This window comes from Pseudomonas maioricensis, assembly GCF_022790535.1.
Taxonomy (GTDB): domain Bacteria; phylum Pseudomonadota; class Gammaproteobacteria; order Pseudomonadales; family Pseudomonadaceae; genus Aquipseudomonas; species Aquipseudomonas maioricensis.
Genome location: NZ_LOHG01000008.1, coordinates 219,155 through 232,587, shown reverse-complemented (window position 1 = coordinate 232,587; position 13,433 = coordinate 219,155). Strand labels below are relative to the sequence as shown.

11 protein-coding genes are annotated in these 13,433 nt (G+C 57.3%); 10 read left to right on the top strand and 1 reads right to left on the bottom strand.

The window, feature by feature from the left end; genetic code table 11:
- Positions 1-125: 125 nt before the first annotated feature.
- Complete coding sequence (locus tag AUC61_RS14970; protein WP_243247034.1) at positions 126-494, bottom strand: helix-turn-helix domain-containing protein; 369 nt, start codon at positions 492-494, stop codon at positions 126-128.
- A gap of 82 nt (positions 495-576) precedes the next feature.
- Between AUC61_RS14970 and AUC61_RS14965 the strand changes: the two genes are divergently transcribed.
- From AUC61_RS14965 to AUC61_RS14920, 10 genes are all read left to right on the top strand, one after another.
- Positions 577-810 (top strand): DNA-binding protein, encoded by a 234-nt coding sequence (locus AUC61_RS14965; protein ID WP_243247033.1) that lies wholly within the window; start codon positions 577-579, stop codon positions 808-810.
- A gap of 809 nt (positions 811-1,619) precedes the next feature.
- A complete protein-coding gene (locus tag AUC61_RS14960; RefSeq protein ID WP_243247032.1) occupies positions 1,620-2,702 on the top strand; it encodes a 3-deoxy-7-phosphoheptulonate synthase in 1,083 nt (360 codons plus the stop codon).
- A gap of 126 nt (positions 2,703-2,828) precedes the next feature.
- Complete coding sequence (locus AUC61_RS14955; protein ID WP_122663468.1) at positions 2,829-3,110, top strand: peptidylprolyl isomerase; 282 nt, start codon at positions 2,829-2,831, stop codon at positions 3,108-3,110.
- Positions 3,111-3,573: 463 nt separating this feature from the next.
- Positions 3,574-5,442 carry an extracellular solute-binding protein gene (locus tag AUC61_RS14950; RefSeq protein WP_243247031.1) on the top strand — a complete coding sequence of 623 codons (1,869 nt, stop codon included), beginning with the start codon at positions 3,574-3,576 and terminating at the stop codon, positions 5,440-5,442.
- On the top strand, positions 5,443-6,513 hold the full coding sequence (locus AUC61_RS14945) for a microcin C ABC transporter permease YejB (RefSeq protein ID WP_243247030.1): 1,071 nt from the start codon (positions 5,443-5,445) through the stop codon (positions 6,511-6,513).
- Positions 6,513-7,535, top strand: coding sequence for an ABC transporter permease (locus tag AUC61_RS14940; RefSeq protein WP_243247029.1), 1,023 nt, complete (start codon positions 6,513-6,515; stop codon positions 7,533-7,535). The genes AUC61_RS14945 and AUC61_RS14940 overlap by 1 nt, the downstream gene beginning before the upstream one ends.
- 1 nt (position 7,536) lies before the next feature.
- Complete coding sequence (locus AUC61_RS14935) at positions 7,537-9,120, top strand: ABC transporter ATP-binding protein (RefSeq protein ID WP_243247078.1); 1,584 nt, start codon at positions 7,537-7,539, stop codon at positions 9,118-9,120.
- A 53-nt stretch (positions 9,121-9,173) separates the two neighbouring features.
- Positions 9,174-10,589, top strand: coding sequence for a sigma-54 interaction domain-containing protein (locus tag AUC61_RS14930; protein ID WP_243247028.1), 1,416 nt, complete (start codon positions 9,174-9,176; stop codon positions 10,587-10,589).
- A gap of 553 nt (positions 10,590-11,142) precedes the next feature.
- On the top strand, positions 11,143-12,534 hold the full coding sequence (locus AUC61_RS14925) for a GntP family permease (RefSeq protein ID WP_243247027.1): 1,392 nt from the start codon (positions 11,143-11,145) through the stop codon (positions 12,532-12,534).
- A 10-nt stretch (positions 12,535-12,544) separates the two neighbouring features.
- Entirely contained in the window at positions 12,545-13,315 is a 771-nt protein-coding gene (locus AUC61_RS14920) for a 3-hydroxybutyrate dehydrogenase (RefSeq protein WP_243247026.1), read from the top strand.
- The last annotated feature ends 118 nt before the right edge of the window (positions 13,316-13,433 follow it).

The following is a 13,433-nucleotide window of genomic DNA, read 5'->3' as shown; positions in this document are numbered from 1 at the left end:
CCAGACCCAGCTTTACGCAAGGCCTGGCCTACATTGATTCTGCGATAGCACTAAGGACACGCTATCACTGATGCCCATGAATCATGAAATTTTTTAAGAGGCGATTCCTTTCCCTCAATGGACCATCAATCTTCCTTGCGGTTAGCGGTCTTGCTCTGGATCGCATATGAAGCAGATAGCTCAGCCATGGTGACAGTCAATCGCTTGATAGCGTCTTGATCTTCCTTGCTCAGGGTGCGGTAGCTACCCAATACTTTCTCCTCGGCATTACTCAGATTATCGACAAGGAGCGGCGTAGGGATAGCAGTCAGCACAAACAGAACATCCACGCCTTTAGCGGCGACGGCTGCCAGATAATCGGCCTTGGGAGCACGATCACCACTTTCATATTTGCCCTGAGCGTTAGCTTCCACTCCACCGATCTCTCCAAAAGCACGTTGAGACAAGCCCAAACGCTCTCTTTCCTTTCTTAATCGGGAACCTATTCCACTCATTTGAATGCTTAATCCTGTTGACCCAACCCTTACGAATGGTAGAATCTAGATAAATTTAAACTGATTTGAACGGTTTTGAACTATGCCCGGAATACGCACCGCTGCACAAGCCAAGGCATGGCTTGAACATCAAGGGAAATCTGTTCAAGAGTTTGCCCGAGAGAATTCCATTGATCCGGCCACCACCTATCAAGTGCTGGCCGGGCGCAAAAAGGGCCGACGCGGAGAAGCGCATAAAGTGGCGGTTTTGCTGGGCATGAAGGACGGCATCATTCCGTCCCCCCCTTCGACTCAAGTCGGGACGACGTCTGAGTGATCCCATTCAGCGTCAGCAAAGACGCTGTTGCTTGTAGGATTCACGCACCTTAATAAGCAGGATGGTGCGCGAATCAGTTCGTAGCTTTAAACATCTGGTTGCGAATTTTCCCAGTGGAAATGCTCGCCTATAAACAGCTCTCAACAAATCCCGACCTCATAAATACCCCTCGCTCGATTAACAGCTAAGCGCAGCGCAAGAAAATGCCGTTTGGGCTTCGCCACCAGAAGGCGCACCCACTCAAGAGTCATGCGGGGCAATAGCAGCCTATGGCCTTGATTGAGATTTATGATTGAATTCGTCAGCGAGCCTGAAGTAAGCTCGCGTCACTTAACGGAGACGTATCATGTTGCCATCCACTTCACAGCCACTGTTGCAAACCAGCGTTAGTCGCCTGGTTTCGCGTACGGCCGTGCGTGGTGAATCCGCAAGCGTTGCACCGCAAAACACTTCTTATTATGGGTATTGGTTTAGCCACTGGCGCGCCTGATACCCATCCGGCGCCCACTTCAAGGGGACGCCAACCAGAGAATTCTCTACCCCCGGTCGGCTACCCGACCGGGGGTTTTGTTTTTTAGCGCCCCTGAAATTTTGAATTCAATCGAGGAACAGAACATGAACTACAGCACCTATTACCGCACCGACATTTGCACTGCCTGGCGATTTAGCAGCCTCCGTACGGGACAGCCAGCCGCCTCCGTTCGGTCACTGACAGGTGGCAAGTCACTACAGAACGCCGATCCGGCAAATTGTCGAACACCCCAGTAGGGCTTGAGCGGGCCGGACCCGCCAGCCCAGGAAGCAGAATCATGAACTCGTCCATCGCAATGAAACCGTCTGACCTGTCGTCCCGCAACCTGACCGTGCTCGACAGCATTCCCGCCCCGCAGCGCCTGCCAGGCAGCTTGCAACTGAAAGCCCAGTTGCCACTGGACCTGACACTCAGCGAACAGGTTGCAGCCCATCGCCGCGCCGTTCGCGCCATTCTCAACGGCGAAGACTCGCGCCTGCTGGTCGTTGTCGGCCCCTGCTCTCTTCACGACTCGCAATCAGCGCTTGAATACGCCGAACGTCTGGCGGCTCTCGCCGGTGAGGTCAGTGATCAGATGCTGCTGGTGATGCGCGCCTATGTAGAAAAGCCCCGCACCACAGTCGGCTGGAAGGGCCTGGCTTACGATCCCCAGCTTGATGGCAGCGACGACATGGCCGCAGGCCTGACGCTGTCGCGCCATCTGATGCGCGAAATGCTGCGCCTGGGCCTGCCCGTTGCGACGGAAATTCTGCAACCCATGGCAGCAGGCTACTTCGACGACCTGCTCAGTTGGGTCGCCATTGGCGCGCGCACGACTGAATCACAAATTCACCGGGAAATGGCCAGCGGATTGCCAATCCCCGTCGGTTTCAAGAACGGCACCGACGGGGGCATTACGGTCGCCAGTGACGCCATGCGGTCAGCCGCTCACGGCCATCGCCATTTTGGACTGGATCGCCAGGGACATCCGGCAATCATCGAAACCGCAGGCAATCCCGACACGCATATCGTGCTGCGCGGTGGTCACAAAGGCCCCAACTACGACCCTCAACATGTTGCGCAAGTGCGCGAGAGCCTGGCGAAACAACGGATCGCCGAGCGCATCATGGTCGATTGCAGTCACGCCAACAGCGGTAAGGACCCTTTGCGCCAGCCCGAGGTGTTCAGTGACGTGCTTGCCCAGCGCTTGCAAGGCGACTCATCGCTGGTGGGCATGATGATCGAGAGCCATCTGTTCGAAGGCTGCCAGCCGATCAGCGGATCCATGCGTTACGGAGTGTCAGTGACTGATGGTTGCCTGGGCTGGGATGCGACCGAGCAGTTGCTGCGCGACGCTGTGAGCAGGCTGCGGTACAGGTAATGAACGCAAAAGAGCGGCAAATAAATGCCGCTCGCCCCGTCTCTGGGTTATCAGCCTGAACTTTATCGGGAAATGCGTTCCTTAATCCGGTAGGCTCTTTCTTTTTTTTCACAGGAGTAACTCCCAATGGCTAAAGCCACTGCCCGCCACATCCTTGTATCCAGCGAAGAGAAATGCAACGAACTCAAAGCTCAGATCGAAGGCGGTGCTGATTTCGCGGAAGTCGCCAAATCCAACTCCAGCTGCCCATCCAGCCGCCAAGGCGGCGATCTGGGTTCGTTCGGCCCAGGCCAAATGGTCAAGGAATTCGACACAGTCGTATTCAGTGCTCCAATCAATGTCGTGCAAGGCCCGGTAAAAACCCAGTTTGGTTATCACCTGCTGGAAGTGACCAGCCGCCAGGATTGATTCCTCGCTGCTGACGCTCAAAACGGCTCGCCTCAGGCGGGCCGTTTTTGTTTGTGGGATGCCAACCTGCACCTGCATGTTCGGCTGCCGTGGTCCTGACACCGTCAGCGCAAATCCGGTAGGAGCGAATTTATTCGCGAAGAGGCCCGAAGAGTCGACAAACCTGCATTGTCAGAAACAACGCCCTCCCGGCTGAAGCCGGTCCCATCTGTATCTGCTCGCCTCACGAAGGCGTTTATCAACAACACAGCGCTACACCGGCAAGCAAATTGCTGGGTTTTGGCACATCACCCGTCTGTGCGCTGCGCATCATCCGGTTACAAAGGTGCCCGGGTTCCGGTACCTTGTTGAAGCCTGTATTTACCAGTCAAGAACATTGCCTGGTCGTGCCTGTCGTATGACTTTAATCATCGCCACTCTCAACCCTGATGCCCACCCGCAAGCATCAGTCAGGATTCCAGTAATGCGTTTTGTTTCTTCATCGCTGATCGTGGCAATGCTGGTCCTGTTTTCCGGCCCTCAACTACTGTGCGCTGCACCGCAACACGCCCTGACGGTGTATGGCGAAGCCCCACGGTATCCGGCCGATTTCAAACACTTCGATTACGTGAACCCGGATGCGCCAAAAGGGGGCAGCATGCGTCGCTCCGCGCAGGAAATCGGTCAGTTCGATCACCTGATGCCGTATCTGGACAAAGGCACCGGCGTTTCCCAACTCAACGGCATGGTCTATTCACCGTTAGCGGTACGCTCGCTGGACGAGCCCTACACCGTTTACGGTCTGGTAGCCGAACGCATCGAGCGCGGTGAAGACGGCCTGTCCCTTCGATTCTTCATTAATCCCAAGGCCCGCTTTGCCGATGGCGTGCCTATTACCGCTGAAGACGTGCGCTACACCTACGACTTGCTGATGACCCAGGGCAGCCTCTCCTACCGGACCCAGTTTCAGGACATCAAAGGTGTCGAGGTCGAATCACCGACGCAGATCCGTTTTGACTTCAAGACTAACGAAAGCCGGACGCTACCACTGGACCTCGCCTCGCTGCCGGTTTTTCCTGAGCACTGGTGGAAAAGTCGTGACTTCGCCGGTGGTGGCGGTTTTGAAATACCGGTGGGCAGCGGCCCCTACAAGGTAGCCAAGGTTGACTCGGGACGCAGCATTACGTTCGCTCGTGATCCGCAATGGTGGGCCAGGGATTTGCCGGTCAATCGTGGCTTCTACAACTTCGATACGTTCAGCGTCGAATACTTCGGCGATACCGATGTTGCACGCCAGGTCCTCAAGGGCGGCGCTTACGATTACAACCGCGAATACTCGGCTACCGCTTACTCGATTCTGTATGACAGCCCGGCGCTGAGCGAAGGCCGCTTGCAAAAAGCCCACCTGGCCAAGGGGGCGGTGCAAAGTTCTCAAGGCTTTGTGTTCAACCAGGACCGGCCGATGTTTCAGGATCGCCGGGTACGCCAGGCGCTGTCGATGCTTTGGGATTTCGAATGGACCAACCGGCAGATGATGCGCAACATGTACATCCGCCAGAACAGCTACTTCTCGAACTCCTCCCTGGCAGCGACTGAACTGCCGACTCCGGCCGAGCTGAAAATTCTCGAACCACTGCGCGAGTCAGTGCCACCGGAGGTCTTCAATCAAGTATTCCACACCCCCAAAACCGACGGCACAGGTTATATCCGTGACAAGCAGCTTGAGGCGTTGAAGCTGCTCGAAGCCGCAGGATGGACCCCCAAAGGCGACCATCTGGTCAATGCCCAAGGCGAGCCGTTTACCTTTACGTTCCTTAATGGCCAGGCCGGATTTGAAAAAATACTGCTGCCTTACAAGCGCAATCTCGCGCAAATCGGCATCGACTTCGAAATCCGCCGGATCGATGCGGCGCAGTTCCTGAACCGGGTCATGGCCCGGGATTACGACATGATCGTCACCGGCTACACGGTCTCAACCTCACCGGGCATGGAGCTCTACAACAACTTCGGTTCCAGAGGTGCACGGGACCCGGGCTCCAACAACTATATGGTGCTGCAGAACCCTGCGGTCGACAGCCTGATTGCCGGACTGGTCAGTGCCGACAAGAAGTCCACCATGGTCGACTATGCCCGCTGCCTCGATCGGGTACTGCAATGGGGCTATTACTGGATTCCCAACTATTACCCGCCCGGCGCCTCGACGCTGTGGTGGAACCGTTTTGGCATCCCGAAAATTCAGGCCAGCAACGCCGAGGCTATTGATACCTGGTGGGAAGTCAGTCCAACCCCGCTGACCAACGAGCAATTCGCAGAAAAACGCGGTGCGTCTGCCATCGCCTCGGAGATGAAATGAATGCTCGGCTACTTATTACGACGCCTGTTACTGATCATCCCGACCCTGCTGTGCATTCTGCTGGTCAACTTTTTCATCGTACAGGCAGCGCCCGGCGGCCCGGTGGAGCAGGCAATTGCTCGCCTGCAAGGCATCGGCGGCGCAAGCGCCAGTACGGGCAGCGCGGCGGCCGAATCCGTCAATACCAACCCGTCACGCGCCTCTCGGGGTCTTGACCCCAAGTTGATCAAGGAAATCGAGCACCAGTACGGCTTTGACAAACCTCTGCATGAACGACTGTGGCTGATGCTGAAAAGCTATGCGCAGCTGGATTTTGGTAAAAGCTTCTTCCGGGGCGCGACGGTCACCGATCTGATTCTGCAAAAAATGCCGGTGTCGATTTCGTTGGGACTTTGGGCAACGCTGATCACCTATCTGGTCTCGATCCCGCTAGGGATTCGCAAGGCGGTCAAACACGGCAGTCATTTCGACATCTGGAGCAGCACTGCAATCATTATTGGCTATGCGATGCCTGCTTTTCTGTTCGCGATGCTGCTGGTGGTGCTTTTCGCCGGGGGCACGTCCCTTAACTGGTTCCCGGTACGCGGCCTGGTATCAGAAGACTTCGAACAAATGACAACGGTAGGCAAAATCGCCGACTACTTCTGGCACCTGGTGCTACCGGTTTCGTCACTGGTCATCGGCGGTTTCGCCACCCTGACCATTCTGACCAAGAACTCCTTCCTCAATGAAATCACTCGCCAGTATGTAGTCACCGCCCGGGCCAAAGGCTTGAGCGAGCGTCGCGTGCTGTACGGCCATGTATTCCGCAACGCAATGCTGCTGGTGGTAGCGGGTATCCCTCAGGCATTCATCAGCGTGTTTTTTGCAGGCTCGCTGCTCATCGAGGTGATTTTCTCTCTGGATGGCCTCGGGCGCATGAGCTACGAAGCCGCCGTTTCGCGTGACTACCCCGTAGTGTTCGGCTCGCTGTTTATCTTCACCCTGTTTGGCTTGCTGATAAAACTGGTCGGAGACATCTGCTACACCCTGGTCGATCCGCGAATCGACTTCAGCGCGAGGAACGCCTGATGAGCAGACTTTCTCCGCTGGCCCAACGACGCCTGGACCGTTTTCGTAATAACCGCCGCGGCTGGTGGTCGCTGTGGCTGTTCTGCGGTTTGTTCTTGCTGACACTGGGTGGCGAGCTGATCGCCAATGACAAACCATTGGTGCTCAGTTACCAGCATTCGCTTTATTTCCCGGCGCTCAAACGCTACACCGAGCAGGAGTTTGGTGGCCAACTCCCCTTCCAGCCGGACTACCGCAGTGATTACGTTCGGGACCTGATCGACAAGGGCGACGGCTGGATGCTGTTTCCGCCCATTCCGTTCAGTGACAACACCCCTAATTACGAACTAAACCGCCCTGCCCCCAGCCCGCCGACCGCGCAGAACTGGTTAGGCACCGATGATCAGGCCCGCGACGTGCTCGCCCGGGTGATCTTCGGCGCCAGGGTATCCATTCTGTTTGCCCTGGCCCTGACCGCAATCAGTGCCCTGATTGGTATCGCCGCGGGCGCGCTACAAGGTTATTACGGGGGCTGGGTCGACTTGATCGGTCAGCGCTTGCTGGAGGTCTGGTCAGGTTTGCCGGTTCTTTATTTGCTGATCATTCTGTCCGGCTTCGTTGAACCCAATTTCTGGTGGCTGCTGGGCATCATGGCACTGTTCTCCTGGCTGGCCCTGGTGGATGTGGTGCGTGCGGAGTTCCTTCGCGGGCGTAATCTGGAGTACGTCAAAGCCGCTCGGGCGCTGGGCATGAGTGATCGCAAGGTCATCACCCGGCACATCCTGCCTAACGCGATGAACGCGACACTGAGTTACCTGCCTTTTATTCTCACCGGCGCCATCTCGACGCTTACGGCGCTGGACTTCCTTGGTTTTGGCATGCCAGCTGGCAGCGCGTCACTGGGGGAACTGATTGCCCAGGGCAAACAGAACCTGCAAGCCCCCTGGCTGGGCCTGACAGCCTTCTTCACCCTGGCGCTGATCCTGTCACTGCTGGTGTTTATTGGTGAGGCGTTGCGTGATGCCTTCGACCCGAGGTCTTGATATGTCGGACAACCTGATTGAAATCCGTGACCTCAGCGTCGCCTTCAGCGGGCAGACGGTGGTCAAGAACCTGAGCCTGGACATCCGCGCCGGTGAATGCCTGGCGCTGGTGGGTGAGTCCGGCTCCGGCAAGTCGGTCACCGCACACTCGATCCTGCAACTCCTGCCCGCCAGCGGCACGACAAGCACCGGCAGCATTCTGTATCGGGGCCAGCAGCTTCTCGGCGCAGACAGTCGAACGTTGCGCCGTTTGCGTGGTAACCAGATCGGCATGATCTTCCAGGAGCCGATGACCTCGCTTAACCCGCTGCACACTGTGTCCAAACAAATCGGTGAAACCCTCCTGCTGCACAAGGGCCTGGCTGGCCGGGCCGCGCAAAAACGCATTGTCGAACTGCTCGAACTGGTAGGTATCCAGCAGCCAGAGAAGCGCTTGAAAGCTTATCCGCACGAGCTTTCCGGTGGTCAGCGGCAACGGGTGATGATTGCCATGGCGCTGGCGTGTGAGCCGGAGTTACTGATTGCCGACGAGCCGACTACAGCTCTGGATGTCACTGTCCAGCGCAAGATCCTGCTGCTGCTGAAAGAGCTGCAACAGCGCCTGAACATGTCGCTGTTGTTGATCAGCCATGACCTGAATCTGGTGCACAGCATTGCTCAGCGAGTCTGCGTGATGCGCGCGGGAGAAATCGTCGAACAGTCCAATTGCCACTCTTTGTTCAAGCAGCCGCAACACCCGTACAGCAAGCTTTTGCTCGATGCCGAGCCAGCGGGTGAACCGCTGCCCCGGGACAGCCGGGAGAAGGTGCTTGAGGTGGACAACTTACGCGTATGGTTCTCTCTGAGCGGCGGTATTTTCCGCCATCACAAGGAGTATCTGAAGGCGGTGGATGACATCAGCCTGAGCATTGAGCGTGGCAAAACCCTTGGAATTGTTGGCGAATCAGGCTCGGGAAAATCGACACTTGGTCAGGCAATCCTGCGCCTTCTTGAATCGCGTGGCAGTATCCGGTTTCAAGGACAGAGCCTGAATGACCTCAATCAGAAGCAGATGCGTCCCTGGCGCAAGCAGATGCAGGTGGTTTTTCAGGACCCTTACGGAAGCCTGAGCCCACGTATGTCAGTGGCACAAATCATCAGCGAAGGGCTTGAAGTCCATAGTGAGATGGACGCGCTGCAGTGTGAGGTTGAAGTCATTCGCGTGCTGGAAGAAGTCGGTATCGACCCTCAAAGTCGACACCGCTACCCCCATGAGTTTTCCGGTGGCCAGCGTCAACGGATCGCTATTGCCAGGGCCCTGGTCCTCAAGCCAGCGTTGATCCTGCTTGACGAGCCTACGTCTGCACTTGACCGGACAGTACAGAAACAAGTCGTGGCCTTGCTGCGCCAGTTACAGGAAAAACATGGCCTGACGTATCTGTTCATCAGTCACGACCTGGCGGTGGTCAAAGCATTGGCCCATGACGTGATCGTGGTTAAAGACGGCAAAGTTGTCGAACGTGGCGCCAGTCACGATCTGTTCGACGCGCCCCAACATCCTTACACCAAGGAATTGCTGGCGGCGGCGCACCCTGGATTCAGTTGAAAAAACGGGCATTCTGTACGGCCAGACGCCGGTGACACACCACGGAACACCCTATGAAAGAGAGCCATAGCCTTAACGACTACCGCAGCGTTCGCCAATTGGCGATTCGTTCGTTGTTCGAAATTATCGAGCAGTCGAGCGAAGGCACAGTGATTGTCGACAAAGACGCGAAGATCGTCTGGATCAACGAACGCTACGCCCGCCGCTTCGGGCTACAGGACTCAAGTCTGGCGCTGGGCCAGCCCTGTGAAAAGGTCATTCCGGGCAGCCTGCTGCGTCAGGTCGCAACCAACGGGCGTCCTATCCTGCTTGACATGATGGACACCGCAAAAGACCCGCTGGTGGTCATGCGTTTACCCATCCACGATGACTCAGGCGGGTTGATCGGCGCTATTGGCTTCGCGCTATTTGATGAGTTGCAGTCGCTGTCACCGCTGCTCAAACGGTATCTGAGCATGCAGGAAGAGCTTGCCTCGACCCGTTCCTTGCTGCGTGCCCGCCAGGCGAAATATAGCTTCGCGCACTTTATCGGCACCAGCGCCGCCAGCCTGGAAGTCAAACGCCGGGCGCGACGCAGTGCCAGTGCCGAATCACCGGTGCTGCTGCTGGGCGAAACCGGCACCGGCAAAGAGTTACTGGCGCATGCCATTCACAATGCTTCTCCCCGTGCGCACAAGGCGTTTGTCAGCATCAACAGCGCAGCCATTCCCGAGACGTTGCTGGAAGCCGAGTTTTTTGGCACAGCGCCGGGCGCTTTTACCGGGGCTGATCGCAAGGGGCGCCCGGGGAAATTGCAGATTGCCCAGGGCGGGACCTTGTTTCTCGATGAGATTGGCGACATGCCACTGCCGTTGCAGAGCAAGCTACTGCGCGTCTTGCAAGAGAAAGAGTACGAACCTGTCGGCTCCAACGAAGTACACAAAAGTGATATCCGGCTGATTGCAGCAACGTCCACCGATCTTGAAGCCGCCATCAAGCGCGGCCAGTTTCGCGCAGACCTTTATTATCGCTTGAGCGTGTTGCCCATTCAGGTGCCGCCATTACGCGAGCGACTCGATGACCTGCCAGCACTCAGTGAATCGATCCTCGAAGAGTTGCGCAGCCAGCACGAACTGGAGCCTGGCGCTCAGGCGTTACTGGCGCAGCACGCCTGGCCAGGCAATATCCGTGAGTTGCGCAATGTGCTGGAGCGCGCGGCACTGCTCAGTGACGACCTGATCCTCGACGCTAAAGAGATTCGTGCAGCAATTGGCAGCCTGGTGCCTGTCAACCAACGGCCCGGCGGGGCTTGCCAACCTGGCCCATGTGAGACTTTCAGTCAGGCACGGCAGCGCTTTGATCGGCAATTGATCGAGCAGGCGCTGGTGCAGTGCGCGGGGAATGTCGTGGAAGCAGCGAGTCAGTTGGGGCTTGGCCGCTCGACCTTGTACAAGAAAATGGCCGCGCTGGGGATTGCCGAGTCTCAATAGAGAGACTGAGGTCTCTTAATGGAGACCTGCTCGATTCCGGGAATCCAGGACTGCGCGGCGCTTCAATCGCGGGCAAGCACCGCTCCTATCAAACGAGATGCGATTTTCAGAGTTGACCCAAATCCTGTAGGAGCTCACCGAGGTAACGGGGCCAGCGATAGCGGTTTATCTGGCACACCGCCATCGCTGGCCTCGTTACCTCGGTGAGCTACAGTCCAATGTTTGCTCCGCGACAGCATGGTGTCAGGGACGCCGGGGCGACTCCCACATACGTTCTGTGTCTCCCGCACAACATCGTGGTGTCTGGAGACTCAGTAGGCTGGAAAGCGGAAAAGTCTCTTTATAGAGACAAAAATCAACCGCCCGCAGCCCAACAACCATTATTCCCTTGAAGATCAACCAGTTATCAAACTGGCACGATTCCCGCTAAAGCATTCCTGCGGCACGACCGCTGCCGAAAACAATAACAATATGCCGACAGGATTCAGCGATCCATGCAGAGCGCTTTCGGCGGCCTCTGAGTTCGCCGGATTCCCAGGCCAGGAGACACTCAATGAGTGTGATTATCGCCTTGGCAGCCCTCGCGCTGTTGATGCTCGCGGCCTATCGTGGTTACAGCGTTATCCTCTTCGCCCCCATCGCCGCCCTCGGCGCAGTGTTGCTGACTGATCCGTCCGCTGTCGCACCGGCCTTCACCGGCGTGTTCATGGACAAGATGGTCGGCTTCATCAAGTTGTACTTTCCCGTGTTCCTGCTCGGTGCGGTGTTCGGCAAGCTGATCGAATTGTCGGGTTTCTCCCGGGCCATCGTCGCTGCCGCGATTGGCGTGCTCGGCACACGCCAGGCCATGTTGGTGATCGTGTTGGTCTGCGCCCTGCTCACCTATGGCGGCGTTTCGTTGTTCGTGGTGGTGTTTGCGGTGTATCCGTTTGCTGCGGAGATGTTCCGCCAGAGCAATATCCCCAAGCGTCTGATACCGGCAACCATTGCGCTAGGTGCGTTTTCTTTCACCATGGACGCCCTGCCCGGCACGCCGCAAATACAAAACATCATCCCGACCACGTTTTTCAATACAACGGCGTGGGCAGCGCCCTGGCTGGGCGTGATTGGCACTATTTTCGTCTTCTGCGCCGGCATGCTTTACCTGCAGCGCCAACGCAACAAAGCCCAGCGGGCCGGTGAAGGCTATGGCACCGAATTGCGCAACGAGCCGGACACGCCAGAAGACATCAAGCTGCCCAACCCGTGGATTGCGCTTTCACCGCTGCTGCTGGTAGGGGTCATGAACTTGCTATTCACCTGGTGGATCCCCCAGTGGTATGGCAAGACTCATACCCTGGCACTGCCGGGCATGGCCACACCGGTGCAAACTGAAATTGCCAAACTGACCGCCATCTGGGCCGTCGAAGCCGCGTTGCTGATCGGGATCCTGATGGTTCTGGCGTTTGGCTTTAAAGCGATTCGCAGCCGCCTGGCGGAAGGCAGCAAAAGTGCCGTCAGCGGTGCATTACTGGCGGCAATGAATACTGCCTCGGAATATGGCTTTGGTGCGGTTATCGCCTCGTTGCCGGGCTTTCTGGTCCTGGCAGACTGGCTCAAGAATATCCCGAACCCGCTGGTCAACGAAGCGGTCACCGTGACGTTGCTGGCCGGTATCACCGGCTCAGCGTCCGGAGGGATGAGCATCGCTCTGGCGGCTATGTCGGAAACGTTCATCAGTGCCGCCAATGCAGCCAACATTCCTCTGGAAGTGCTGCACCGAGTAGCCTCGATGGCCAGCGGCGGCATGGACACGTTGCCGCACAACGGCGCGGTGATCACCTTGCTGGCAGTCACCGGCTTGACCCATCGCGAGGCTTACAAGGACATTTTCGGCATCACCATCATCAAGACACTCGCCGTGTTCGTGGTGATCGGCACCTTCTACGCCACAGGCATTGTGTGAGGCAAAACGTATGAGTCTTAAAGGCAAGACCGCATTAGTCACCGGTTCCACCAGCGGCATCGGGCTGGGTATCGCCCTCTCGCTCGCGCAGGCCGGGGCCGACCTGATCCTCAATGGCTTCGGCGATGCATCAGCAGTGATCGCCGACGTCGCGAAATTGGGTGGCAAGGTGGGTCATCACCCCGCCGATGTGAGCAAGCCCGAGCAGATCGCCGAAATGATTGACTACGCCGAACGTGAATTCGGCGGCGTCGACATTCTGGTCAATAACGCGGGCATTCAACACGTCGACGCGGTAGAGGACTTCCCTGTCGAGCGCTGGGATTCGATCATCGCGATCAACCTTTCCTCGGTATTCCACAGCACGCGCCTTTGCCTGCCGGGCATGCGCCGTAAAAACTGGGGGCGCATCATCAACATTGCTTCGGTACACGGCCTTGTAGGGTCTACGGGCAAGGCGGCTTACGTTGCCGCCAAGCACGGGGTCATCGGGCTGACCAAGGTCGTCGGGCTGGAAACCGCCACGACTCACGTCACCTGCAATGCGATTTGCCCCGGCTGGGTGCTGACGCCACTGGTGCAACAGCAGATCGATGACCGCGCAGCCGCCAATGGTGACGCAGATCAGGCCAAACACGATTTGCTGGCCGAAAAGCAGCCATCGCTCGAGTTCGTGACCCCGTCACAGTTGGGTGAGCTGGTGTTGTTCCTGTCCAGCGAGGCTGGCAGCCAGGTACGTGGCGCAGCGTGGAATGTGGATGGTGGGTGGCTGGCGCGTTAGTACCTGATTGATTTTGCGTTTGCTTACAGCGCGCTGTCGCGCAGCAAACACAGGACCTGTAGGAGCTGCCGGAGGCTGCGATCGCGGTGTAAAAGCTTCGCAGCCTTCGGCAGCTCCT

What these genes read in the sequence shown, in the direction of transcription:
- AUC61_RS14970 (WP_243247034.1), bottom strand. Translation starts at nt 494, where the DNA reads ATGAGTGGAATAGGTTCCCGATTAAGAAAGGAAAGAGAGCGTTTGGGC.
- AUC61_RS14965 (WP_243247033.1), top strand. Translation starts at nt 577, where the DNA reads ATGCCCGGAATACGCACCGCTGCACAAGCCAAGGCATGGCTTGAACAT.
- AUC61_RS14960 (WP_243247032.1), top strand. Translation starts at nt 1,620, where the DNA reads ATGAACTCGTCCATCGCAATGAAACCGTCTGACCTGTCGTCCCGCAAC.
- AUC61_RS14955 (WP_122663468.1), top strand. Translation starts at nt 2,829, where the DNA reads ATGGCTAAAGCCACTGCCCGCCACATCCTTGTATCCAGCGAAGAGAAA.
- AUC61_RS14950 (WP_243247031.1), top strand. Translation starts at nt 3,574, where the DNA reads ATGCGTTTTGTTTCTTCATCGCTGATCGTGGCAATGCTGGTCCTGTTT.
- AUC61_RS14945 (WP_243247030.1), top strand. Translation starts at nt 5,443, where the DNA reads ATGCTCGGCTACTTATTACGACGCCTGTTACTGATCATCCCGACCCTG.
- AUC61_RS14940 (WP_243247029.1), top strand. Translation starts at nt 6,513, where the DNA reads ATGAGCAGACTTTCTCCGCTGGCCCAACGACGCCTGGACCGTTTTCGT.
- AUC61_RS14935 (WP_243247078.1), top strand. Translation starts at nt 7,537, where the DNA reads ATGTCGGACAACCTGATTGAAATCCGTGACCTCAGCGTCGCCTTCAGC.
- AUC61_RS14930 (WP_243247028.1), top strand. Translation starts at nt 9,174, where the DNA reads ATGAAAGAGAGCCATAGCCTTAACGACTACCGCAGCGTTCGCCAATTG.
- AUC61_RS14925 (WP_243247027.1), top strand. Translation starts at nt 11,143, where the DNA reads ATGAGTGTGATTATCGCCTTGGCAGCCCTCGCGCTGTTGATGCTCGCG.
- AUC61_RS14920 (WP_243247026.1), top strand. Translation starts at nt 12,545, where the DNA reads ATGAGTCTTAAAGGCAAGACCGCATTAGTCACCGGTTCCACCAGCGGC.